22 protein-coding genes are annotated in these 24,388 nt (G+C 35.5%); 19 read left to right on the forward strand and 3 right to left on the reverse strand.

Going from position 1 to position 24,388, the window contains the following annotated elements; all coding sequences use genetic code 11:
- Positions 1–24 precede the first annotated feature (24 nt).
- From tig to yihA, 5 genes are all read left to right on the forward strand, one after another.
- Entirely contained in the window at positions 25–1,320 is a 1,296-nt protein-coding gene (tig, locus tag RT261_RS16520; protein WP_313134137.1) for a trigger factor, read from the forward strand.
- Between the two features lie 39 nt (positions 1,321–1,359).
- Positions 1,360–1,941 carry an ATP-dependent Clp endopeptidase proteolytic subunit ClpP gene (gene clpP / locus RT261_RS16525; RefSeq protein WP_313134138.1) on the forward strand — a complete coding sequence of 194 codons (582 nt, stop codon included), beginning with the start codon at positions 1,360–1,362 and terminating at the stop codon, positions 1,939–1,941.
- Between the two features lie 88 nt (positions 1,942–2,029).
- Positions 2,030–3,325 (forward strand): ATP-dependent Clp protease ATP-binding subunit ClpX, encoded by a 1,296-nt coding sequence (gene clpX / locus RT261_RS16530; RefSeq protein ID WP_313134139.1) that lies wholly within the window; start codon positions 2,030–2,032, stop codon positions 3,323–3,325.
- A gap of 253 nt (positions 3,326–3,578) precedes the next feature.
- Positions 3,579–5,906: an endopeptidase La gene (gene lon, locus RT261_RS16535; protein ID WP_313134141.1), complete on the forward strand. Its 2,328-nt coding sequence runs from the start codon at positions 3,579–3,581 to the stop codon at positions 5,904–5,906.
- A 52-nt stretch (positions 5,907–5,958) separates the two neighbouring features.
- Positions 5,959–6,558: a ribosome biogenesis GTP-binding protein YihA/YsxC gene (gene yihA / locus RT261_RS16540; RefSeq protein ID WP_313134142.1), complete on the forward strand. Its 600-nt coding sequence runs from the start codon at positions 5,959–5,961 to the stop codon at positions 6,556–6,558.
- Positions 6,559–6,701: 143 nt separating this feature from the next.
- On the opposite strand, the gene RT261_RS16545 is transcribed toward yihA, so the two are convergent.
- The 3 genes from RT261_RS16545 to RT261_RS16555 form a co-directional block, all read right to left on the reverse strand.
- Complete coding sequence (locus tag RT261_RS16545; protein WP_313134143.1) at positions 6,702–7,232, reverse strand: DUF4364 family protein; 531 nt, start codon at positions 7,230–7,232, stop codon at positions 6,702–6,704.
- A gap of 93 nt (positions 7,233–7,325) precedes the next feature.
- Positions 7,326–8,288 carry a TIGR01212 family radical SAM protein gene (locus RT261_RS16550; RefSeq protein WP_313134194.1) on the reverse strand — a complete coding sequence of 321 codons (963 nt, stop codon included), beginning with the start codon at positions 8,286–8,288 and terminating at the stop codon, positions 7,326–7,328.
- An 80-nt stretch (positions 8,289–8,368) separates the two neighbouring features.
- Positions 8,369–9,523, reverse strand: coding sequence for an NAD(P)-dependent malic enzyme (locus RT261_RS16555; RefSeq protein ID WP_313134145.1), 1,155 nt, complete (start codon positions 9,521–9,523; stop codon positions 8,369–8,371).
- Positions 9,524–9,877: 354 nt separating this feature from the next.
- On the opposite strand from RT261_RS16555, the gene rho reads away from it, so the two are divergent.
- From rho to RT261_RS16625, 14 genes are all read left to right on the forward strand, one after another.
- A complete protein-coding gene (rho, locus tag RT261_RS16560) occupies positions 9,878–11,314 on the forward strand; it encodes a transcription termination factor Rho (protein WP_313134146.1) in 1,437 nt (478 codons plus the stop codon).
- Positions 11,315–11,426: 112 nt separating this feature from the next.
- Positions 11,427–11,636: a 50S ribosomal protein L31 gene (gene rpmE / locus RT261_RS16565; protein ID WP_091687384.1), complete on the forward strand. Its 210-nt coding sequence runs from the start codon at positions 11,427–11,429 to the stop codon at positions 11,634–11,636.
- A gap of 157 nt (positions 11,637–11,793) precedes the next feature.
- Complete coding sequence (locus tag RT261_RS16570; RefSeq protein WP_313134147.1) at positions 11,794–13,266, forward strand: DUF1385 domain-containing protein; 1,473 nt, start codon at positions 11,794–11,796, stop codon at positions 13,264–13,266.
- Positions 13,267–13,272: 6 nt separating this feature from the next.
- A complete protein-coding gene (gene prmC / locus RT261_RS16575) occupies positions 13,273–14,124 on the forward strand; it encodes a peptide chain release factor N(5)-glutamine methyltransferase (protein ID WP_313134148.1) in 852 nt (283 codons plus the stop codon).
- Between the two features lie 68 nt (positions 14,125–14,192).
- Complete coding sequence (gene prfA, locus RT261_RS16580; RefSeq protein ID WP_313134149.1) at positions 14,193–15,269, forward strand: peptide chain release factor 1; 1,077 nt, start codon at positions 14,193–14,195, stop codon at positions 15,267–15,269.
- Positions 15,270–15,353: 84 nt separating this feature from the next.
- Entirely contained in the window at positions 15,354–16,142 is a 789-nt protein-coding gene (locus tag RT261_RS16585; RefSeq protein WP_313134151.1) for a TrmH family RNA methyltransferase, read from the forward strand.
- A gap of 322 nt (positions 16,143–16,464) precedes the next feature.
- Positions 16,465–16,902: an NfeD family protein gene (locus RT261_RS16590; RefSeq protein ID WP_313134152.1), complete on the forward strand. Its 438-nt coding sequence runs from the start codon at positions 16,465–16,467 to the stop codon at positions 16,900–16,902.
- A 1-nt stretch (position 16,903) separates the two neighbouring features.
- Positions 16,904–17,824: an SPFH domain-containing protein gene (locus RT261_RS16595; protein WP_313134154.1), complete on the forward strand. Its 921-nt coding sequence runs from the start codon at positions 16,904–16,906 to the stop codon at positions 17,822–17,824.
- Between the two features lie 365 nt (positions 17,825–18,189).
- On the forward strand, positions 18,190–20,109 hold the full coding sequence (locus RT261_RS16600) for an LTA synthase family protein (protein WP_313134155.1): 1,920 nt from the start codon (positions 18,190–18,192) through the stop codon (positions 20,107–20,109).
- Positions 20,110–20,308: 199 nt separating this feature from the next.
- A complete protein-coding gene (gene argF, locus RT261_RS16605) occupies positions 20,309–21,244 on the forward strand; it encodes an ornithine carbamoyltransferase (RefSeq protein ID WP_313134157.1) in 936 nt (311 codons plus the stop codon).
- Between the two features lie 403 nt (positions 21,245–21,647).
- A complete protein-coding gene (locus tag RT261_RS16610; RefSeq protein WP_313134196.1) occupies positions 21,648–21,992 on the forward strand; it encodes a DUF6145 family protein in 345 nt (114 codons plus the stop codon).
- A 15-nt stretch (positions 21,993–22,007) separates the two neighbouring features.
- Positions 22,008–22,778, forward strand: coding sequence for a type III pantothenate kinase (locus RT261_RS16615; RefSeq protein ID WP_313134159.1), 771 nt, complete (start codon positions 22,008–22,010; stop codon positions 22,776–22,778).
- Between the two features lie 113 nt (positions 22,779–22,891).
- Positions 22,892–23,863 carry a tRNA dihydrouridine synthase DusB gene (gene dusB / locus RT261_RS16620; RefSeq protein WP_313134160.1) on the forward strand — a complete coding sequence of 324 codons (972 nt, stop codon included), beginning with the start codon at positions 22,892–22,894 and terminating at the stop codon, positions 23,861–23,863.
- 39 nt (positions 23,864–23,902) lie between these two features.
- The gene (locus tag RT261_RS16625; protein ID WP_313134162.1) at positions 23,903–24,349 is read left to right on the forward strand and encodes a hypothetical protein; all 447 of its coding nucleotides are present in this window, start codon (positions 23,903–23,905) and stop codon (positions 24,347–24,349) included.
- The last annotated feature ends 39 nt before the right edge of the window (positions 24,350–24,388 follow it).

Below are 24,388 nucleotides of genomic sequence, written 5' to 3' on the forward strand. Positions count from 1 at the left end.
CACATATTAAGGAGGAAATATTAAATGAGTTTACAAGTAGAAAATTTGGAAAAGAATATGGTTAAATTTACCATAGAATCAAGTGCAGAGGAGTTTGAAGCTGCATTAGAAAAAGCTTATCAAAAGAATAAAGGTAAGATGAATGTACAAGGTTTCCGTAAAGGAAAAGCACCTCGTGCAATTATTGAAAAAATGTATGGAGCAGGTATCTTTTATGAAGATGCAGCTAATATTATTATTCCGGATGCTTATGAAAAAGCAGCAGAAGAAAGTAAATTAGATATTGTATCCAGACCTGAAATTGATGTTATCCAAATTGAAAAAGGTAAATCTTTTATCTTTACTGCTGAAGTAGCTGTAAAACCGGAAGTTACCTTAGGACAATACAAAGGCATTGAAGTAGAGAAAAAATCTGCTGAAGTAACAGAAGAGGAAATCAATGCAGAATTAGATAAAGTAAGAGAACAAAACTCCAGAACAATTACAGTGGACGACAGAGCAATTCAAAACGGAGACATGGCTGTAATAGATTATGAAGGATTTGTAGATGGTACACCATTTGAAGGTGGAAAAGGTGAAAACTATTCTTTAACAATCGGTTCTCATTCTTTTATTGATACATTTGAAGACCAATTAATCGGCAAGAACATTGGTGAAGAAGTAGAAGTAAATGTAACCTTCCCAGCAGAATATCATGCTGCAGATTTAGCAAGTAAACCTGCATTATTTAAGGTTGCCATTAAAGAAATCAAAGTAAAAGAATTACCGGAATTAGATGATGATTTTGCACAGGATGTATCTGAATTTGATACTTTAGCTGATTATAAAGAAGATATTAAGAAACATATCTTAGAAAAGAAAGAAAAAGACGTTAAGAGAGCAAAAGAAGATGCAGTTGTTGAAAAGATTATAGAGAATGCAACTATGGATATTCCAGAAGCTATGATCGAAACACAAACAAGACAAATGGCAGATGAATTTGCACAAAGACTTCAGATGCAAGGATTATCCGTAGAGCAATATTTTCAATTTACAGGAATGAATGTTCAAAAGTTATTAGAAGAGATGAAGCCACAGGCGTTACAACGTATTAAGACCAGATTAGTATTAGAAGCTATCGTTAAAGCTGAAAATATCACTATTTCTGATGAAGACTTAGAAAAAGAAATCGTAGATATGGCTTCTTCTTATCAAATGGAAGTAGATAAATTAAAAGAATTAATTTCTGATAAAGAAAAAGAACAAATCTCATTGGATATGGCAGTACAAAAAGCTGTTGATGTTGTTTATGAAGCAGCAGTTGATACAGAAGCAAAATAATATCCAAAGTATAGAAATATTAATAAAGGAGGAATTTCTATGAGTTTAGTACCATATGTCATTGAACAAACCAGTAGAGGTGAAAGATCCTATGACATCTATTCCAGATTATTAAAGGATAGAATCATTTTCTTAGGTGAAGAAGTAACCGATGTATCTGCAAGTGTTATAGTAGCTCAGTTATTGTTCCTAGAATCAGAAGATCCAGGTAAGGATATAAATATATATATCAATAGCCCAGGTGGTTCTGTTACAGCCGGTATGGCAATTTATGATACCATGAAATATATTAAATGTGATGTTTCAACTATTTGCATAGGTATGGCTGCAAGTATGGGTGCATTCCTTTTGGCTGGCGGTACAAAAGGTAAAAGATTTGCACTTCCAAACTCTGAAGTTATGATTCATCAGCCATCAGGCGGAGCCAAAGGACAGGCAACAGATATTAAGATTGTTGCTGAGAACATACTAAAAACTAAACAAAAATTAAACGAAATTCTTGCTGCTAATACAGGAAAGCCGCTTGATGTGATTGAAATTGATACAGAAAGAGATCATTACATGTCTGCTGAAGAAGCAAAAGAATATGGAATCATTGATAGTGTAATCATTAGCAGATAAAGACATTCGGCTAAGCTACATGAAACTGAGCTTAGCCGAATGTTTTTACCCTGTTGTAAGGGAAGACGAATGAAGTGAGGTGAAAATAGTGGCTAACAAGACGGATGAGAGAAAACAACTAAGATGCTCATTCTGTAATAAAAATCAGGATCAGGTAAGAAAGCTAATTGCTGGTCCTAATAATGTGTATATTTGTGACGAATGTATAGAAATATGCTCTGAAATCGTAGAAGAAGAGTTTGATGATACAGCAGTGGACACCGATATTAATTTACTAAAACCGGCTGAAATTAAAAGTTTTCTTGACCAATATGTAATTGGGCAAGAGGAAGCAAAAAAGGTTTTATCGGTATCTGTCTACAATCATTATAAGAGGGTGCTTGCCGGAAGAGATTTAGATGTAGAGCTGCAAAAAAGTAATATTCTTATGGTTGGACCTACGGGTTCCGGTAAAACTTACTTAGCTCAAACACTGGCAAAACTATTGAATGTACCTTTTGCCATTGCCGATGCTACGGCATTAACAGAAGCAGGCTATGTAGGTGAGGACGTTGAAAATATTCTGTTAAAACTGATTCAGGCAGCAGATTATGACATTGAGAGAGCAGAATATGGTATTATTTATATAGACGAGATAGATAAGATAACTAGAAAGTCTGAAAATACCTCTATTACCAGAGATGTTTCCGGTGAGGGTGTACAACAGGCTTTACTTAAGATATTAGAAGGAACGGCAGCTTCCGTACCACCACAGGGCGGAAGAAAACATCCTCATCAGGAATTTATACAAATCAATACTACCAATATTTTATTTATATGCGGCGGTGCCTTTGATGGATTGGAGAAGATTATTGAATCCAGAATTGGAAATAAGTCCATTGGATTCAATGCTGCTATTTCTGAAAAAGGAAAGCAAAATGTTGGTGAGTTATTCAGACAGGCAATGCCACAGGACTTTGTAAAGTTTGGTTTAATACCTGAGTTTGTTGGTCGTGTTCCTGTATGCGTAGCTCTGGATTTATTGGATGAAGAAGCATTGGTTTGTATTCTTACTGAGCCAAAGAATGCAATTGTAAAGCAGTATAAAAAACTGTTTGAATTGGATGGCGTTGAACTTGAATTCGATCAGGAAGCAATTCGTGCAATTGCGAAACGTTCCATTGAAAGAAAGACAGGAGCCAGAGGATTAAGAGCTATAATGGAATCGGTTATGATGGATACCATGTATAGGGTACCTTCCGATACAAAAATCTTAAAATGTATTATTACCAAAGATGCTGCAGAAGGTAATAGTGAACCTACATTAATTAATGCAGAAGACGATTTGCCAAGAAAGCAGATAACAAAACGTATATCAAAAAAGAGTAATAACGAAATAGCTTAAGTCTGTAAAATGAGGCTGTCTTAAAATACCTTTATTGTTTTAATTTAATTTCACGAAATAGAGTGAAAGATTTCTCTGAGTGAAAAATCTCATTGAGTGAAAAACTTCATTTCATTTTGTGAAATTGATAGAATTAGAGAGGAGGCATTTTGAGGCAGCCCCATTTTTAAAATACCTATGTATCCTTTTGGGGATAAATAGGTTATTAAAAGCACTAAAGCGTCGAGGTTAAAATGGAAAGCAAGGTGTTAACATGAGTGAGTATGAAAGAAGAATTCCTGTGGTAGCTTTAAGAGGAATGGCAGTACTTCCGGGAATGTTAATTCATTTTGATATAAATCGCCCCAAATCCATAGAAGCAGTGGAGAGTGCTATGGATAATAACCAGATGGTGTTACTTTTAACCCAACGAGATCCGGATGTAGAAGAACCGGAGCAAAAAGATTTATATGAAATTGGTACATTAGCACAAATTAAGCAATTAATAAAATTACCGGGAGACATATTAAGAGTCTTGGTTTCAGGAACGGAAAGGGCTAAGTTGGAAAGTCTGGAGGCAGACAGTTCATATTTAGTAGGTGAAATTGAATTACTGGAAGACAAAACCAAGATACAATTATCCAATCTGGAACAGGAAGCCATGATTCGAGGCATAAAGGATATATTTGAACTCTATTCCATCGAGAATACCAGAATAGGGAAAGAAGTTGTAAAGCAAATTCTGAATGCAAAAGAACTTCAGGAATTAATCGATTTAATTGGTATCAACATACCTCTTAGCGTAGAGGGTAAGCAGATACTAATTGAAGCTGTGGATTTACTGGACAGATATGAAAAATTAATGGTAATGATTTCAGAAGAAATTGAAATCCTAAGGATTAAGAGAGATTTACAGACAAAAGTTAAAGAAAAAGTAGATAAAAATCAAAAAGATTATATTTTACGGGAGCAATTAAAAGTTATTCGTGAAGAACTTGGAGAAAGTAATACTGCTTTTGATGCCGAGAATTTTATGGCTGCCGCAGAGAAACTGAAGGCAAAAAAAGAAGTAAAAGAAAAAATTATTAATGAAATTAACCGCTATAAGAATATGCCGGGAAGTTCCTCAGAAAGTGCGGTAGTGAGAGGTTATATAGAAACTTTACTGGCTCTTCCCTGGGATAAAACCAGTAAAGATAATTCGGATATTAATCATGCAGAGAAAATTTTGAATGAAGATCATTACGGACTGGAAAAAGTTAAAGAAAGAATCTTAGAATTTCTTTCTGTAAGGTCTTTAACCAAAAAGGGTGATAGTCCAATTATATGTTTAGTGGGACCGCCGGGTACCGGTAAAACCTCCATAGCCAGATCAGTGGCAAAGGCCTTAAATAAAGAATATATCCGAATCAGCCTTGGGGGTGTAAGAGACGAGGCAGAGATTCGGGGACACAGAAGGACTTATGTTGGGGCATTGCCGGGAAGAATCGTATCCGGTTTAAAAAGTGCAGGTGTAAAGAATCCATTATACTTATTAGATGAAATTGATAAGGTAAGCAGTGATTATAAAGGAGATACTTCTTCTGCCCTTTTAGAAGTACTGGATGGAGAACAAAACAATAAGTTTGTTGACCATTATATTGAAATTCCTGTAGATTTATCCGAAGTTTTATTTATTGCCACTGCCAATACCGTGCAAACCATACCAAGGCCATTACTGGATAGAATGGAACTGATCGAAGTTACCAGTTATACGGAGAATGAAAAACTTCATATAGCAAAAGAGCATTTGATCAAAAAGGTTATGGACAAAAATGGTTTAAAAGAGAAACAATTAACTCTTTCCGAAACTGCTTTAAAACGAATCATTTCCGGCTATACAAAAGAAGCAGGAGTTCGTAATCTGGAAAGAAAATTAAGTGAAATATGCAGAAAAGCGGCAAAAGAGTTGGTGAGCAAAAAGAAATTACAAATCAAGATTACGGATAAGAACCTAGAGAAATATTTAGGTAAAGAAAAATATACCCACCAAATGGCCAATGAGAAAAGTGAAATTGGTATTGTAAGAGGTCTTGCATGGACAAGTGTAGGCGGTGATACCCTGCAAATTGAAGTAAATGTTATGCCAGGTAAGGGCAAATTTGAATTAACAGGTCAATTAGGCGATGTTATGAAAGAATCTGCAAGGGCAGGTATTAGTTATATTCGTTCCGTCAGTGAACAATATGGTATAGAAAGTGAATATTTTGAGAAACATGATATACACATTCATATACCGGAAGGGGCGGTACCAAAAGATGGTCCCTCTGCCGGAATTACCATGGCAACAGCGATGATGTCAGCAGTTCTAAATAGGCCGGTTCGTGCAGAGGTAGCCATGACCGGTGAGATTACTCTAAGAGGAAGGGTTCTTCCAATTGGAGGATTAAAAGAAAAGATATTGGCTGCAAAAACGGCGAAAATCAAACTGGTATTGGTACCGGCTCAGAACAAAAAAGATGTTGAAGAGATATCCTCAGAGATTTTGTACGGAATTGACATTCAATATGTGGATACTATGGAGGAAGTGCTTTCCTTGGCACTTGTTCCGGAAGAAAAGTAGATAGGACAAACTGTCGTATGCGCAAAAGACATGGGCAGAATAGGAGAGTAACATGGTTGTTAAAAGTGTAAATTTAGAAACGGTATGCGGTATTACTAGTACATTGCCGCAGAATGATAAAATTGAGATTGCATTTGCAGGGAAGTCCAATGTAGGTAAATCATCTCTTATTAATGGTTTGATGAACCGCAAAGCATATGCAAGAACATCTTCACAACCGGGTAAAACCCAAACTATTAATTTTTATAACATTAATGATGCCTTATATTTTGTGGATCTTCCAGGTTATGGTTATGCTAAAGTTTCAGAAGCTTTAAAAGAAAAATGGGGTAAAATGATTGAAGGTTATCTTAAAACATCAAAGCAGTTAAAGATTATCTTTTTATTAATCGACATTCGTCATGAGCCTTCCGCTAATGATCGGAATATGTACGAGTGGATTGTTTATAACGGATTTGAACCTGTTATTATTGCAACGAAACTGGATAAAATTAATCGTAGTCAGAAAGACAAACAGATAAAGATAGTAAGGGAAGGGTTAAATGTAAAACCCGGAACGAGAATTATACCCTTTTCATCAGTTACCAAGCAGGGAAGAGATGAAATATGGGAATGTATTGAAGAAGTAATGGAAGATAAGGAAATTAATTAAAGAAAATATTTCCGATTTAACGAGAAAGAGGCTGCTGCAAATGAATGCTTTATACCGGATATGGGTTGTAATATCAATCTATTTACCATAGCCGATATTCTCATTTATACTGCAGCAGCCTCTTAAGTAACCAAAATTTTATACTATTCTTCCTCTTCTTTCAGTAGAGTAGATACCACGAAAGCGTATATCTTTTGACTTTCTGTTCTCCAATTATTACATATGGTGGAAGCTTCTTCTTTTGTGGGTACGGATATACTTAAGTCGATAATGGGTTCTTCCTTTTCCAATACACGGAGATGAGCCATATATTCACCCTTTTTTGCTTCAAAGTATTCCGCAAGGATAGAAGTTTCATTTCTAAGTGAATACTGATTTTCTTTTAAGTACTCAATGATTTCTTCCTGAATTACGGTAGAAATCATATTATCAAAGAAAGACAAGGTTTCTCTGCCCTCATTATTAATCTTATAATATGAGTTATGTCCGATGGATTCCATATTTATGAACTCAGCTTCGATCAATTCGGAGATAGATTGTTGAATATTAAAATAGTTGGTATACCCCTTCTCTAATATAAAGTTGGATATTTGTGAATTAGTTAAAGGAAAATCTACTTTATCCAAAAGAAATAATATAATCAATTTATATAATGTAAAAGCATCTGATTCCATAAAACAACCTCGATTCCGGTGCTTTAGCACCATTTAATAATGTTAGTGATTTTTGTGTAGCACAAATTGCTAACCCTTTCATTTGTTTTTTCATTATATAACATGGCAGTATTTACCCTGCCATGTCTCTCTTATTTTAAACTCTTGGTGGATTCTATTCAAGACTAACTTTTTATTTGAGCTCCATAAGGGAGCAATTAATAAATTCTTAGGTCCGTCTCCGGTTATTCTATGAATGACCATATCTCTTGGAAGCATCTCAATACAGGATATGAGAATATCTATGTATTCTTCAAGAGTAAGTACATGGAACGAGTGTTTTGCTAAGTCAGTACCTTTTAATACATGGAGTAATTGCAATTTTATTCCCTGAATAGGTATTCCTCTTTTATGGAAGGAGGTAATGTAGGATATGGTTTCTAACATATCAGCAAAACTTTCTCCGGGTAAACCAAGTATAACATGAACGATTACAGTAACATTTATTTGGTGCAGATTTTTCACAGCTTCTTCAAAGCAGGGGAGAGAATAGCCTCTTCGTATAAACTGGGAGGTTTTCTCGTGACAGGTCTGCAAACCAAGTTCAATCCATACCGGTTTTACTTTGTTTAAATCTGAAAGAAGATCAATTACATCATCTCCAAGACAATCCGGGCGGGTTGCTATGGATAAAGCTGCAATATCCGGATGGGATATTGCTTCTGTAAACAGCTTACGCAGATAAGATATTTCACCATAGGTGTTAGTATAGGCCTGAAAATAAGCGATATATTTTTCAGCAGTGCCGGTTTCTGAAACTACCCTCCTGCCTCTAACCTTTGCTTTCACCAATTCTTTTGCTTCTTCAATCTGATTGGTAACGGAAAGGTTTGGAGAAGCAGCAAAATCTCCGGAACCGCCCAAGCTGCAGAAGATACATCCAGATTTCCCTAGTGTTCCGTCCCGATTGGGGCAGGTCATTCCACCGTTTAGAGACAGTTTGTATACTTTTTGGCCAAATTCTTGCTTTAAATAATAATCAAGGGAATAATAAGGTTTATCTCCCCAAGGTTGTATATTAGTCAATTAAATGCTCCTTAATAATTTTAATCCTACAGTTTAAATTCTATTATATCAGTAAAGGGTAATGTATAGTGTTATTTTGCTATATGAGATTTAATGGCATTGCATACAGCGGTACATACTCTTGGATCAAAAGGCTGGGGCATAATATTATCTTCATTAAGTTCGTTGTCATCTACTAATCCGGCAATAGCTTCAGCAGCGGCCAGCTTCATTTCCTCTGTAATTTGTTCCGCCCGTCCTTCTAATGCGCCTTTGAATATTCCGGGGAAGGCAAGTACATTATTTACCTGATTAGGAAAATCGGAACGGCCGGTACCTACAATTTTAGCTCCTGCTTCTTTTGCCAGATCAGGCATAATTTCCGGTACAGGATTTGCCATGGCAAAGAGAATGGAATCTTTATTCATGGAAGCTACCATTTCTTTGGTAAGTATATTTGGAGCAGATACGCCGATAAATATATCTGAGCCTTTTAGTGCATCAGCTAATGTGCCCTGCTCACCGGACAGATTTGTTACCTCCATCATTTGCTGCTGCATCCAGTTCAAACCAGGAGCAGACTTAGATAAGATACCGGATTTATCACAAAAAGTTACGTTGTTGAATCCATAATTTAATAATAATTTAGCTATAGCAATGCCTGCAGAACCGGCACCATTTACTACAACTTTACAGTCTTCTTTTTGTTTTCCGGTTACTTTTAAGCTGTTAATAACACCTGCTAATACAACGATGGCAGTGCCGTGCTGATCGTCGTGAAATACAGGAATGTTTAATTGTTTCTTTAAGCGTTCCTCAATTTCAAAGCAACGGGGAGCTGCAATATCTTCCAGATTAATTCCTCCAAAGGCAGGAGCAATATTAACAATGGTTTTAATGATTTCTTCCGTATCCTGAGTATCCAGACATATCGGGAATGCATTTACACCTGCAAATTCCTTGAACAATACTGCTTTTCCCTCCATAACCGGCATGGCAGCTAAGGGCCCGATATTACCCAGACCTAAAACAGCGCTTCCATCAGAAATAACTGCTACGGTATTGGCTTTTAGTGTATAACGGTAAGCTGCTTCAGGATTTTTATTTATTTCTTTACAAGGTTCCGCAACACCCGGTGTATAGGCTAACGCAAGATCTTCTCTGGAATTAACGGAACATTTCGAAGTGGTTTCGATTTTTCCGTTCCATTTTTCGTGTAACAATAAAGCCTGGTCATTTAAATTCATAGTATTATACCTTCCGTTTCTTTTGGTTTCAGTATGTTACTTAGTTATTTAATTCTTTTCTGTTTTTGATAATGATACCACTTGAAACCAGGTAAAACAAGTCCGGGGAACCATAAATAGGCCTCAAAATTTAATTCTTTGGTCCTATTTTAATCTTATTTTAAAAAAAGCCTTTTTTTTCAAATAGAATAGGTGTATAATAAGTAAAAGTTTATTTGATTTTTCAATACTGCTTATTTCATTAGAGTCGTCTTATCTTAATCGTAATTACTCCCAACTGAAACTGTAAAAAAATAGCTTAATAATGTTTATAAGAATAATAGTTATTAAAGACCTTATTAAAGGAGCGTGTACATGGAAACAAATTTGAACGCAATGTCTCTAACGGAGCTTAGAGCTTTGGCAAAGATTAAAGGAATTAAAGGAATAACCGCATTAAGAAAACAAGAGCTGATTGATGCATTGAAAGAAAATGAGAACAATGATTTAAATGGGATGACGACGGAGGAACCAATACGAACACAAGACAATACGACGGAAGAACAGAATAAGCAGGATATACAAGGTCAAGATATGGGACAACAGGATTCGGATTTTAGAAGAAACAAAGTACAAAATGATGCAAAGAAACTCAATACCTCATCAGAAGCAGAACAATTGGACAGCGGAGAAACCAAAGAGGGAATACTGGAAATCATGCCGGATGGATTTGGATTTATCCGTTGTGATAATTATCTGCCCGGTGAGAATGATGTGTATGTGTCCCCGGCACAAATCAGAAGATTCGGTTTAAAAACCGGTGATATTGTAGCCGGCAATACGAGAATCAAAAGCCAGAATGAAAAATTCAGCGCACTTTTATTTGTTAAGAGTGTTAACGGCTTTCATCCATCTGAGGCTCAAAGAAGGAAAAGGTTCGAAGATTTAACACCTATTTTCCCTAATGAGAGAATTCATCTGGAAACTCAAGGGACAAGTGTTTCCATGAGGATGGTGGATTTAATTTCACCTATTGGCAAGGGACAAAGAGGTATGATTGTATCTCAGCCTAAGACCGGAAAAACTACTTTATTAAAACAGATTGCAAAAGCTATTACCAAAAATCATCCGGAAATGAATCTGATTATATTATTAATTGATGAACGTCCGGAGGAAGTAACAGATATTAAGGAATCCATCGAAGGAAAGAATGTAGAAGTAATTTATTCTACTTTTGATGAACTCCCAGATAACCATAAGCGTGTTTCCGAAATGGTAATCGAACGTGCCAAAAGACTGGTTGAACATAAAAAGGATGTTATTATTCTGCTAGACAGTATTACACGACTGGCAAGAGCTTATAACTTAACGGTACAAGCCAGCGGAAGAACATTATCCGGTGGTTTGGATCCAGCGGCCCTTCATATGCCGAAACGTATCTTTGGTGCGGCAAGGAATATGCGTGAAGGAGGAAGCCTTACTGTTCTTGCAACAGCTTTAGTGGATACCGGAAGTAGAATGGACGACGTAATTTTTGAAGAATTTAAGGGAACCGGTAACATGGAGCTGGTATTAGACAGAAGTTTATCAGAGAAAAGAATATTCCCTGCTATTGATTTACCAAAATCAAGTACCAGAAGAGAAGATTTATTATTAAATCAGTCAGAATTAGAAGCTACCTATTTAATGCGCAAAGCTTTAAATGGTTTAAAATCCGACGAAGCAGCTGAAAGAATTATAGAAATGTTCTTAAGAACTAAGAATAATGTTGAATTTATTGAAATGATAAAAAAGACAAAAATTGTGTTTTAGGTATTGCATAAAAGAACAACCTATGCTATAATTAAAAAGCTGTTTATTTGAAATGATTAGTTTGACATAAGTCAACTTTAAAAATTAGTATAGTTGCAAAGAGGTGAAAGTAATGAAAGAAGGAATACATCCAAATTATCATCAGGCAAAGGTTACATGTAACTGTGGTAACGAATTCGTAACAGGTTCAACAAAGAGTGAAATCCACGTAGAAATATGTTCTAAGTGCCATTCATTCTACACAGGACAGCAGAAAGCAGCTGCTGCTCGCGGAGCTATTGATAAGTTCAATCGTAGATATGGCCTTAGTCAAAACAAATAGAATGACAGAAACATATCATGTTAAAAACAGGTTGAGGTTGGAGAATCTCAGCCTATTTTTAAATTGAAAGAGGTCTTTCTTTTTGAAAATAGACATTCCGCTTTTATTTTTAGAAACATAAGATAGATAGCATTTTTGAAGAGAGGATGTGGGGTATATGAAACCATCAGGAATAGGCGGACAAGCAGTTATTGAAGGCGTAATGATGAAAAATAAAGATGAATATGCCATTGCTGTCAGAAAACCCAATAAGGAAATTGTAATTGAAAAAAGTACCTTTGTCAGTGCAGCAGAAAAATATAAAATATTTAAGCTTCCGATCTTTCGAGGAATGTTATCTTTTGTGGAATCCATGATCATTGGCAGCAGAACATTAACTTTTTCAGCAAGTTTTTTTGAAGAAGAGGAAGAAGTAAAACCAAGTAAGATGGAGAAGGCATTTTCTAAAATTTTTAAGGAAAAAGCAGAAAGTGTTGTTATGGGAATTACTATGGTCATTTCTGTAATACTAGCCATCGGCATATTTATTCTCCTTCCCGGTTTTCTAGCCGGTTTATTGACCGAAGTGATTCAGTCCCGGGTTTTGTTAACCATTATCGAAGGGTGTATCCGTATTTTGTTATTTATTTCTTATGTAGCAGCCATATCTCAGATTAAGGATATTAAACGCATGTTTATGTATCATGGTGCGGAACATAAGACTATTAACTGTATTGAACGAGGTTATGAATTAACCGTTGAAAATGTAAAACGCCAGTCCAGAGAACATAAAAGATGCGGAACCAGTTTTATGTTTATTGTTATGTTTGTCAGCATTATATTTTTTATCTTTATACGTGTTGAACAGCAGTGGCTGCGTTATGTAATCAGAATATTATTAATACCAGTAATTGCAGGTGTTTCTTATGAGTTTATCCGTTTGGCCGGAAGAAACGAATCAAAGCTTGTTAACATCTTAAGCAGACCGGGTATGTGGCTTCAGGCCCTTACCACAAAAGAGCCTGATAATGACATGATTGAAGTTGCTATTCAATCAGTGGAAGCGGTTTTTGACTGGGAAGAATTCCTGAACACAAATAAGGGGAAAGCTTCTAAAAATAAGTCAGCTAAAAAGTCCGGGAAAAATGCCAAGACAAACAATAAAAATGAAAAAAGCAAATCAATTGATAATAAATTAGATGAAAATAAATCAAATGAAAATAGTAATCCTAGCCGCAGCAATAAAGTAAATCAAAATCAAAATACAGATAAAAAAACAGAAGAAACTATAGAAGAAATTATTGCTAAAAAAGAGAGCCTAAAGGCAAAATCCAAGTTAAAAGCAGACAGCACTTTTCTTCCTCCGGAAGATGAAAAAGAAGATAAGGGAAACCAAAAGAATGATATCTCGGATAAAGGCAATAGACATCAAGGTGAAAAGTATAAAAAGTCTGACCGTAAGAATACTAATAGCAGTGAAGATATAAAAGCTTCTGGCAAAAAGCATCCGGCGGATGAAGAGACAGCAGCAACTGTGACGGAGCTGGAATACAAAGCAAATCCGTATATTGACGAGGAAGAAGACGATGAGATATTAAGGGCATTAGACCGTTATCTTTTCATTAATGAGAAAAGCAAAGAAGAGGAATGATATAACATGAAAACATTAGAGAATGCATTACAGGAGGGCAGAAGATTCTTGAAAGAGAAACAGATTGCAGATAGTGATATTGACGCATGGTATCTGTTATCTTTTCTGTTTAGAATGAATCGTGCTCATTACCTGATGCATTCTTCTATGCCTATTTCAAAAGAGCAATATTGTGAGTATATGGAATTAATAAAGAAACGTGGCAATCACATTCCTCTTCAGCATATAACGGGTGAGCAGGAGTTCATGGGGCTTAATTTTAAAGTATCAAATGAGGTATTAATACCCAGACAGGATACCGAAATATTAGTTCAGGAAGTTCTAAAAGCCGCTGATGGAAAAACCGTATTAGATATGTGTACCGGTTCCGGTTGTATTATTATTAGTTTGGATAGACTAGGGAACATTAAGTCAGGAACTGGCGCGGATATATCAGCATCAGCTTTAAAGATAGCAGATGAAAATAATACCCGATTGGAAGCCAATGTGCAGTTCTTGCAAAGCAATTTGTTTGAACAGGTACAGGGCAAATATGATATTATTGTATCCAATCCTCCATATATCCCTACTTCGGATATTGAAACCTTAATGGAGGAGGTAAAAGACCATGAGCCTTCCATCGCTTTGGATGGTAAAGAAGACGGTCTATACTTCTATAGACGTATTCTGTCGGAAGGAACGGATTATATAAATCCGGGCGGATTCATTTTCTTTGAAATAGGATGTGATCAGGGGGCGGCAGTAAGCCAGCTTCTGAAAGAAAAAGGTTTTCAGGATATTCGTATTATAAAAGACTTAGCCGGTTTAGACCGGGTTGTTACAGGCAGATACGTAAATCAAGAGGAGCCCTTCACTTAGCGTAGAATATAATCTGATACAAAGTAGAATATAATTTATAAATGAAGTTATTATTGGAGGAATATGTAATGTTTGATAAATTAGAGGATCTTTTAATAAGATATGAAGAAATCATTCAAGAATTAAATGATCCGGGAGTAATTAATGATCAAAATAAGTATCGTAAGCTTATGAAGGAACAAAGCGATTTAAGCGCCATTGTAGATAAATATAAAGAATATAAAAGCACAAAAGAAGCCATTGATGACAGTCTGAAGATGTTAGAAGAAGAAAAAGACGAAGAAATGCGTGAACTTGCTAAAGAAGAATTAAATGACTGCAAGCAAAGGCTAGTCGAAATTGAGAATGATCTGAAGATTCTCCTTTTACCAAAAGACCCTAATGATGAAAAGAATGTTATTGTTGAAATCCGTGGAGGTGCTGGCGGAGATGAAGCAGCATTATTTGCTGCTGAGCTATTTAGAATGTACTCTAAGTATGCAGAAAGCCAACACTGGAAAGTTGATATGATAAACTTAAATGAAAATGGTTTAGGCGGATTTAAGGAAGTTGTATTTATGATTAATGGTAAAGGTGTATATTCCCGTATGAAATACGAAAGCGGTGTACACAGAGTACAAAGAATTCCAGTGACAGAATCAGGTGGACGTATTCATACCTCAACCACAACCGTTGCAATTATGCCTGAAGCAGAAGATGTGGAAGTAGAACTTGATTTAAATGATTGTAAGTTTGATGTATTCCGTGCTTCTGGTAATGGAGGACAGTGCGTTAATACAACGGACTCCGCAGTACGTCTTACTCACATCCCTACTGGTATTGTAATCTCCTGTCAGGACGAAAAATCCCAGTTAAAAAACAGAGATAAAGCCTTAAAGGTATTACGTGCAAAACTTTATGAATTAGAGCTGGAGAAGGCTCATAATGCAGAAGCGGAAGCCAGAAGAAGCCAGGTTGGTACAGGTGACCGTTCTGAAAAAATCAGAACCTATAATTTCCCCCAGGGACGTGTAACGGATCATAGAATTAAATTAACACTTCATAGATTGGACGATATTTTAAACGGAGACTTAGATGAAGTCGTTGACAGTCTGATTGCAGCGGACCAGGCGGCTAAATTAAGTAAGATGAATGAAAGTGCCTAGAGAGAATTTAGAAAATATCTAAATTGCGAAATAGTTAATAGAATTATATGAGGAATTAAAGTCTAGTTTGACAGAGGAATAATTATGATTAGCAGTACTTCTAATGGACAGATTAAAAACATCATACAATTGCAAAAGAAATCCAAAGCCAGAGAGGAACAAGGTGCCTTTGTAATAGAAGGAATTAAAATGTTTGAGGAATCTGTAACCTTTGGGAAGCTGATAAAAGCATATGTTTCCAATAGCTTTTATGAAGAAAAGGTATTGGAAACGCCTGACTATCTTAAGAATATTCCATATGAAATAGTAGAAGATACTGTATTAAAAGAAGCTTCCGATACCTTAACCCCTCAGGGAATTATGGCTATTGTGAAAAAACCGGAATATAATTTGAAAGAAATGTTACAGACTTCTAATGCAAATCTGGTAATTTTGGAGGATCTTAGGGACCCGGGGAATCTTGGCACTATTGTCCGTACAGCAGAGGGTGCAGGAGTGACGGGAATTATTCTTAGTAAAGCTTCTGTTGACATGTATAATCCGAAGGTAATTCGATCCACTATGGGCGCCATTTATCGAATGCCTTTTGTTTATGTGGAAGACTTAAAAGAGGCAATTATCAAAGTGAAAAAGCATAATATTTCTATATATGCAGCACATCTGTCGGCCCATTATTATTATGATGAAGTGGACTATAACGGAAAAAGTGCTATCCTAATTGGCAACGAAGCTAATGGTTTAAGCGATGAAATCACCGAAATGGCAACAAAATATATAAAGATTCCAATGGAGGGTAATGTGGAGTCTTTAAATGCTGCAATTGCAGCAGCGGTTTTGATGTATGAGATATACCGCCAAAAAAGAGTGAGATAGAATGTTCTGTTAAGGCTGAGTCATTTTATAAATGGAATTGCATAAATAATAAAAAAACGTACAAGGTTGGTATGAGAATACCAATCTTTTATTTTGAATAATGTTACACATAATATAGAAATACTTATGATTTGATAATTAGCGCCCTAAATTTTTAACTGAAATAGAGCTTAGGGAGCCGCAGGATGATTAAAAATATAAATTACTTCCATTATTAAATAATAAAAGGTATAATATATAATATATTAAACTATTCTTGTATATTATGGTAATATGCAGTAAAATAAAAATACCATAGTGATAATAAGGGGGTGCTTACAAGATGGATTCAATGTACTGGTTAATAATTTTAGCAGTACTCTTACTAATAGAGATTATCACACTGGGCCTGACTACCATATGGTTTGCCGGTGGTTCTCTAGTTGCTTTTTTCCTTTCCCTGTTTGTGGATAACGCCATATTAGAAATAGCGGTTTGTTTAATTGTTTCATTTTTACTGTTATTTTTTACAAGGCCTGTAGCAAAAAAATATTTTAATAAACAACGTGTTAAGACGAATATTGATTTACTTATAGGAAAAGATGCGAAAGTGATTGAAGTAATTGATAATTTAAACGCTACAGGATGGGTTATGCTTAACGGACAGGAATGGATGGCCAGAGCAGTAGATGATGATGCAGTTATTCCCGTAGGAGAAAGAGTAACTGTAAGAAAAGTATCAGGTGTAAAATTGATTGTTGATATAAAGGAGGAAATATAATATGGACATTTTTCTTATTATTTTAGGTGTTATTATATTATTAATTTTAGCATCCAGCATTAAAATTGTTCCACAGGCTACGGCTTATGTAGTTGAGCGCCTTGGGGGATATCAGACTACATTAGATGTAGGTATTCACTTTATTGTACCAGTTATAGATAAAGTAGCAAAAAGAGTATCCTTAAAGGAGCAGGTAGTGGATTTCGCTCCTCAGCCAGTTATTACAAAGGATAATGTAACTATGAAAATTGACACCGTTTTATTTTTCCAGATTACAGATCCTAAGTTGTATACCTATGGTGTAGAGCGCCCGCTAATGGCTATCGAGAATTTATCTGCCACTACATTAAGAAATATCATTGGTGATTTGGAATTGGACGAAACATTGACTTCCAGAGAGATTATTAATACGAAGATGCGTGTTTCACTTGATATAGCAACAGATCCCTGGGGTATTAAAGTTACCCGTGTGGAATTAAAGAATATTATTCCTCCAACTGCTATTCAGGATGCTATGGAGAAGCAGATGAAAGCGGAAAGAGAGAGAAGAGAAGCAATTCTTCGCGCAGAGGGTGAGAAAACCTCCGCTGTTCTTGTTGCAGAAGGTAAGAAGCAGGCAGTAATTCTTGAAGCGGAAGCTTCAAAAGAAGCGGCTATATTAAGAGCAGAAGCTCAAAAAGAAGCTACCATTAGAGAAGCAGAGGGTCAGGCAGAAGCTATACTTGCGGTACAAAAGGCCAATGCAGATGGTATCCGTTTCTTAAATGATTCCCAGCCAGGAAATGCAGTGCTTCAATTAAAGAGTCTGGAAGCTTTTGCAAAAGCTGCAGACGGAAAAGCTACGAAGATTATAATTCCTTCTGAAATCCAGGGAATTGCAGGACTTGTAAAATCTTTAACAGAAGTAAGTAAAGAAGATTAGTTAGAAGAAAGCAGATTCTCTTATATGATTTTCTTAACTTGCCACTATTTATATCGCTGTTCAAAATTGAATTTATAATGGAATAAAACTTTTAATTTAATGCCTGATTTTTTAATAAATCTGAGTTATAAAAAGGCTGGAGAAAAGAGAAAAAAATATCTCACTTCCTTCAGACTCAGAGTATTAATAATCAGGCATTAATTTTATTTAACATAAATATCTTCAAATTTCCAATTTTTTTAAGATAATCTTAAGAATTCTTGTCTTGATAATAGAATCTCTTTGAGCTATTATATAAAAGGAATGGATGAGGATTTAAGAAACAGATGGTACTCTGTTTAACTGATAAAAGGAGTGCATTTATTATGAAACAGTACAAAAAGATTTTACAATCACCTTATATGATTTTGCTTTTGTTTACAATAAAGCTAATTGTGTATTATGGATTGATCGATGCTAATATTCTGGACAGTTTTATTATTATAGTCAGCATTATAGCCCTTGGTATTATGTTTATAGGCTTTAGCAGAATTAAGTTTAAACATAAAAAGGGACTATTTCTAATTGTATATAGCTTAGTCAGTTTATTAATGTTTGCTGATTCCATGTATTATAATTATTATAATCAAACGGTTTCCATTAAACAACTTTGGCAGGCAAAGAATGTTGCTGCCGTTCCAGATAGTTTTATCGCAACTTTAATTCCAGCAAGCTTTCTGTTGTTCTTAGATATTCCGTTTGTTTATTATTATTTTAAAAAGCATGCCGATGACACCAGCACAAAAAACAGTTGGAGCTTTAAAAGAGAAATGAAGTATTTAATTGCAGGCTTATGCGCGATTTTTGGTTTACTGGTTGTAAATCCATTAGATAGTGTAGCGATTGATAAGGTTAATAGTGTGGAGTTTTTTACAAATCATGTAAATGATATCTATAATGCTGTTGCAGATAATATAGTAACAGAAGAGATACCGGTGGAAGAAGTTTTGGAAGTAGTGGATGAGGTTGCCCCCAAGGAAGAAGGACTAACCCTCCATGGAATAGGAAAAGACAAAAATCTTATACTGATTCAAGTAGAAGCTTTACAAAACTTTGTTATTGGTGCAGAATACAATGGACAAATACTTACTCCGAATTTGAATTCCTTAATTGGTAAAGATTCTATATATTTTAATAGGTATTATAGCACTATAGGGAAGGGAAATACCGTAGATGCGGAATTTGCCACCTTAAATAGTTTATACCCGGTTATTGACCGGGAGTGTTATACATTATATGAAAAGAATACTTTTTATGGACTTCCCTGGATTTTAAATGATAATGGATACAAGACCCTGGCTATTCACGGTTATGAGGGTGCGTTTTGGAATAGAGAGGCTGCTTATCCGGGGCAGGGCATTGAGGAATTCTATAGTATGGAAGATCTGGATGCAAGTGAAACGATTGGATTAGGTATCTCGGATAAATCCATGTTTAAACAGGCAATTGATATTTTAGATGAACAGAAAGAACCTTTCTTTAGTTTTATTATTACTTTAACCAGCCATCATCCTTATCTTTTGGATGAAGAATACAATACTTTGGTACTTAAGGAAGAAGATAAAGATACGAAGTTTGGTTCCTACCTGCAAACCATTCATTATATGGACGAAGCCCTTGGACAATTTATTGCAGATTTAAAAGATAAAGGACTTTATGAGAATTCTATAATTGCCCTATATGGTGACCATCATGGCTTGAATAAAAATATGGATAACAATAAAGAAAAGATGGAAGCGTATTTAGGCAGAGAATATGATTATGATGAAATGTTAAGAGTGCCTTTAATCATACATGTTCCTGGAAGTAATGTATATAGAACCATATCAACAACAGGGGGCCAGATTGATTTTCTCCCCACTATTGCTAATATTATGGGTCTGGAGATAGATAATCCATATATTTTAGGTCAGGATTTGGTGAATGCAAAAGAAGGTTTTGCAGCGTTTACGGCATATTTATTCGAAGGATCTTTCATACATAATAATGTTATGTTTGAGATATCCAGAGAAGGTGTCTTTGATGGAAGCAGAGCTTGGGATGTGGGAACCCATGAAGAATTGGATGGGTCGCTTTTTGAAGAAGACTATAATAGAGCCGTTAAGATAAAGAAGACCTCTAAAGAAATATTAGATCGGGATTTAATTGCAGAATATAGGAAAGAAAAAAGCAGTTCTAATCCTATCTCAGATGAAAAGTATAATACAGATGCAGAAAGTTATATAGGAACAAATAATTATAGATAAATGATTCATCTAAGGAAGTTCTACACTTTTTATATGGGTGTTAGAACTTCCTTTTTATAATACAAATAAATCTATTGACAAATAATTTAAAATTAATTATCATGTATAAATAAACAATATAATTTATAAATATAATATAAACGTATTGCTAAAGATAACTGAAAATGATTGCTTATATTTTATAAAAGGAGGACTTAATATGAATTTGAAAGGACGTAGTTTGTTAACCTTAAAAGATTTTACACCAGCTGAGATTGAATATTTAATAGATTTGGCAGCGGACTTGAAAGGTAAAAAGAAACAAGGCATTACAGGAAATAGTTTAAAGGGCAAGAATATTGCATTAATATTTGAAAAGCCTTCCACCAGAACCAGATGTGCATTTACAGTGGGATGTGTTGATGAAGGTGGACATCCTGAATATTTGGGAAAGAACGATATTCAATTGGGACATAAAGAAAGTATCGAAGATACTGCAAGAGTATTAGGAAGAATTTTTGACGGGATTGAATTTCGCGGATTTAAGCAGGAAACCGTTGAAAAACTTGCTAAATATAGCGGAGTACCTGTATGGAATGGTTTAACGGATTTGTATCATCCAACACAGATTTTAGCAGACTTCTTAACATTAAAGGAGCAATTTGGAAAGTTGGCAGGACTTCATTTAGTATTTGTTGGTGACGGAAGAAATAATATGGCAAACAGTTTAATGATTGGCTCTGGTAAACTGGGTATTAACTTTACCATCCTTGCTCCAAAGTCCTTATGGCCGGAAGGAGGGTTAGTAAAGACCTGCAGAGAATATGCAGATGCCGCAGGCAGCACAATAACGATCACAGAAGATATAGATGGGGTAAAAGGAGCAGATGCCATTTATACAGATGTATGGTGCTCCATGGGCGAGGAAGACCTTGCGGCAGAACGTATTGCTCTTTTAAAACCTTATCAGGTAAATCAGTCTTTAATGGAGAAGATAGGTAAGAAAGAAACGATTTTCTTGCATTGCCTTCCAGCAGTAAAAGGGAATGAAGTTACGGAAGATGTTTTTGAAAAACATAGTGAGGTTGTTTTTGATGAAGCGGAAAACCGCATGCATACCATAAAGGCGGTTATGGTCGCTACACTTGGAAATTAAGCAAAAGTATGTTTTACTGAATCGGTATAGAGAACTCCGAAAGTCATTAAATCATGATTTTCGGAGTCCTCTTACGTTGTGGGTAAGTAGAGTATTGCCCTACAGTATAAGCAGTTTTTATCAGCATAAAATATTATCCCAGGTTGTCTTAAATTTACTTGAAATATTTTATATTTCCGTTTATTATGATATAATACAAACGGAATGAGGTAATTGCATGCTTGCATGTAATTACCGATTGGAGTGCCAAGATCATGAACAAGTTCTTCGTTCATGATATAATACAAACGGAATGAGATAATTACATGCTTGCATGTAATTACCGATTGAAGTGCCAAGATTATGAACAAGCTTTTTGTTCATGATATAATAAAAAAGTTTAGCCGAAAGGGTATGGATGGATATGTATCAGGATAAGATGGTTTTATGCGCCAGCAGTTCTTATGAACATAAATTTTATTTAAATGAAGATTTTGATTCTCTTCCGGATTCTATTAAAGAAGAATTAAAAATCATGTGTGTTTTATATACAGAAGATGTAGGAGGTATTCTTACATTGGAGTTTGACGAAGAAGGCAGCTTAATGTTTAATGTGACCAGTGATGAAGGAGACCTTCTTTTTGATGAAATTGGAAGTGTCCTCAAAATAAAGGAAATCAGACAGAATAAAGAAGAGTTATTAGAGTCGTTAGAATTATATTATAAGGTTTTCTTTCTAGGCGAAGATGTTGATTTAGAGGATAAATAGAACGGGAGGATGGTTATGTTACTGGTAATTGATGTAGGAAATACCAATGTTACACTGGGTATATTTAAAGAGGAGGTTTTAATTGCCAACTTCCGCATTACAACAAGGATAGCAAGGACCTCTGATGAATATGGAATTATAATTCATGATTTACTGAAAACAAAAGGAATAGATTCTTCTCTTATTAAAGCGGCTGCAATAGCTTCTGTAGTACCAGGAATTATGCATTCTCTAAAATCTGCTATTATAAAATACCTTAACTTAACGCCTTTTGAAATTGGTATAGGAACAAAAACCGGCATTAAGATAGTTACTCCAAATCCGAAAGAAATCGGTTCGGATCGTATTGTTGATGCGGTAGCAGCTTATGATTTATATGGAGGCCCCCTTATTGTGATTGATTTTGGGACGGCAACTACCTATGATCTTATTACGGAAGACGGCTCATTCCTTGCAGGAATTACAAGCCCTGGAATTCGTATCTGTGCAGATGCTTTATGGCATCAAACCGCAAGATTACCGGAAATCGAAATAAAGAAACCGGATTCTATTTTGGCAAAAGAGACCATCACCAGTATGCAGGCAGGATTGGTTTATGGCTATATAGGACAAACTGAGTATATTGTTAAGAAGGTCATTGAAGAATCCGGTATAGAAGGGATCAAAGTCATTGCAACAGGGGGACTTGGTAAAATTATTGCAGATGGAACAGATGTGATTCAAATTTTTGATGACAGTTTAACTTTGCAAGGTATCCGTCTCATTTATAATAAGAATAGAATATAGAACGAATAGGTTTAATAGATATATAGCAATAAGTTAATATCTCTTTCCGGTATGTAGGCATACAGGAAGGATTAGAGAGGCAAAACTCTTATACAAAGAGCAGGTAAGTTTTAATGAGTTTAATGATTGGAAATGTAAAGATAGATGGTAATCTTGTATTAGGACCTATGGCAGGAGTGACAGACCTGCCATTTCGTCTGCTATGCAAGGAACAAGGCGCCGACTTAATTTATACGGAAATGGTAAGCGCTAAAGGTATACAATATAATAATAAGAATACAGAAAAGCTTCTGGAAGTTGCAGAAGGTGAGAGGCCGATTTCACTTCAATTGTTTGGATCAGATCCATATATTATGAGCGAAACTGCAAAACGTATTGAAGATAAAAACTTTGATATATTAGATATAAACATGGGATGCCCGGTTCCTAAAGTAGTAAATAACGGAGAAGGTTCCGGCTTAATGAAGAATCCTAAACTGATAGGAGAAATTGTATATGCTGTATCTACTGCCATTAAAAAACCTCTCACCGTTAAAATACGTAAAGGATTCACAGAATCTACAGCAAATGCAGTAGAAATAGCAAAGATAGCAGAAGCCAATGGTGCAGCAGCAATTGCCGTTCATGGCAGAACCCGTGAGCAATATTACAGTGGAGAAGCAGATTGGAAGATTATTAAAGCGGTGAAAGAAGCTGTAAGGATACCGATTATTGGTAATGGAGATGTAAACACACCAGAAGATGCTGCTGCGCTGGTAAATGAGACGGGCTGTGATGCTATCATGATAGCCCGGGGCGCCAGAGGTAACCCATGGATATTTTCACAGATTAAGGATTATTATCAAACAGGTAAGACACCAAAGAAGCCAACACCCGAAGAAGCAGTAGATATGATACTTCGTCATGCGAGAATGTCAATTGAATATAAAGGTGAATATATTGGTATTAGGGAGATGCGGAAACATATTGCATGGTATACCACAGGATACCCTTTAGCTGCTAAATTAAGAAATCGGGTAAATGAAATTGAAAGTATAGAGCAATTACAAGAATTACTTTTTGAGTATCTAAAAAGTATAGGATAAATTATTCTTACAACCTGTGAAAGGAGCAAGGTTATAAAGATGGAGAATTACCAAAGAAATTCAAATGGCGAAATAAGGACTTGCGTGAGGTGCGGGAAAATCTTTCAGTATTTTGGAATAGGCCGCTGTTACTGTCCTTCTTGCAAGAAGCAAGATGATGAGGCTTTTAAAAGAGTGAAAGCTTATATCTACGAACATGGTACGGCAACGGTTATGGAAGTTGCTGAAAAAACAGGAGTTCCGGTACGTTATATTAAACTATATTTAAAAGATAGCCGAATTGAAATACCGGAGAATTCACCTATATTTATTCAATGTGAAAGATGTGGTGTAAATATACGTTCCGGCAGATTATGCCCCAGTTGTGCAAGTGAATTAACCAATGAGATGCGTGTGGAAATGGATTTTAACAATGAGCAGGTTGGTGAGATTCCGAAGAAGTATAGCGGCGGGAAAATGAGATTTTTAGATAAGAATAGTGACTAAATGTTGTTATACTTATGGGGAATATTTAAACACTTATCA

Origin of the sequence: Anaerocolumna sp. (assembly GCF_032079385.1) — a bacterium.
In the GTDB taxonomy this organism is placed as follows: domain Bacteria; phylum Bacillota; class Clostridia; order Lachnospirales; family Lachnospiraceae; genus Anaerocolumna.

What these genes read in the sequence shown, in the direction of transcription:
- tig (WP_313134137.1), top strand. Translation starts at nt 25, where the DNA reads ATGAGTTTACAAGTAGAAAATTTGGAAAAGAATATGGTTAAATTTACC.
- clpP (WP_313134138.1), top strand. Translation starts at nt 1,360, where the DNA reads ATGAGTTTAGTACCATATGTCATTGAACAAACCAGTAGAGGTGAAAGA.
- lon (WP_313134141.1), top strand. Translation starts at nt 3,579, where the DNA reads ATGAGTGAGTATGAAAGAAGAATTCCTGTGGTAGCTTTAAGAGGAATG.
- yihA (WP_313134142.1), top strand. Translation starts at nt 5,959, where the DNA reads ATGGTTGTTAAAAGTGTAAATTTAGAAACGGTATGCGGTATTACTAGT.
- RT261_RS16545 (WP_313134143.1), bottom strand. Translation starts at nt 7,232, where the DNA reads ATGGAATCAGATGCTTTTACATTATATAAATTGATTATATTATTTCTT.
- RT261_RS16555 (WP_313134145.1), bottom strand. Translation starts at nt 9,523, where the DNA reads ATGAATTTAAATGACCAGGCTTTATTGTTACACGAAAAATGGAACGGA.
- rho (WP_313134146.1), top strand. Translation starts at nt 9,878, where the DNA reads ATGGAAACAAATTTGAACGCAATGTCTCTAACGGAGCTTAGAGCTTTG.
- rpmE (WP_091687384.1), top strand. Translation starts at nt 11,427, where the DNA reads ATGAAAGAAGGAATACATCCAAATTATCATCAGGCAAAGGTTACATGT.
- RT261_RS16570 (WP_313134147.1), top strand. Translation starts at nt 11,794, where the DNA reads ATGAAACCATCAGGAATAGGCGGACAAGCAGTTATTGAAGGCGTAATG.
- prmC (WP_313134148.1), top strand. Translation starts at nt 13,273, where the DNA reads ATGAAAACATTAGAGAATGCATTACAGGAGGGCAGAAGATTCTTGAAA.
- prfA (WP_313134149.1), top strand. Translation starts at nt 14,193, where the DNA reads ATGTTTGATAAATTAGAGGATCTTTTAATAAGATATGAAGAAATCATT.
- RT261_RS16585 (WP_313134151.1), top strand. Translation starts at nt 15,354, where the DNA reads ATGATTAGCAGTACTTCTAATGGACAGATTAAAAACATCATACAATTG.
- RT261_RS16590 (WP_313134152.1), top strand. Translation starts at nt 16,465, where the DNA reads ATGGATTCAATGTACTGGTTAATAATTTTAGCAGTACTCTTACTAATA.
- RT261_RS16595 (WP_313134154.1), top strand. Translation starts at nt 16,904, where the DNA reads ATGGACATTTTTCTTATTATTTTAGGTGTTATTATATTATTAATTTTA.
- RT261_RS16600 (WP_313134155.1), top strand. Translation starts at nt 18,190, where the DNA reads ATGAAACAGTACAAAAAGATTTTACAATCACCTTATATGATTTTGCTT.
- argF (WP_313134157.1), top strand. Translation starts at nt 20,309, where the DNA reads ATGAATTTGAAAGGACGTAGTTTGTTAACCTTAAAAGATTTTACACCA.
- RT261_RS16610 (WP_313134196.1), top strand. Translation starts at nt 21,648, where the DNA reads ATGTATCAGGATAAGATGGTTTTATGCGCCAGCAGTTCTTATGAACAT.
- RT261_RS16615 (WP_313134159.1), top strand. Translation starts at nt 22,008, where the DNA reads ATGTTACTGGTAATTGATGTAGGAAATACCAATGTTACACTGGGTATA.
- dusB (WP_313134160.1), top strand. Translation starts at nt 22,892, where the DNA reads ATGAGTTTAATGATTGGAAATGTAAAGATAGATGGTAATCTTGTATTA.
- RT261_RS16625 (WP_313134162.1), top strand. Translation starts at nt 23,903, where the DNA reads ATGGAGAATTACCAAAGAAATTCAAATGGCGAAATAAGGACTTGCGTG.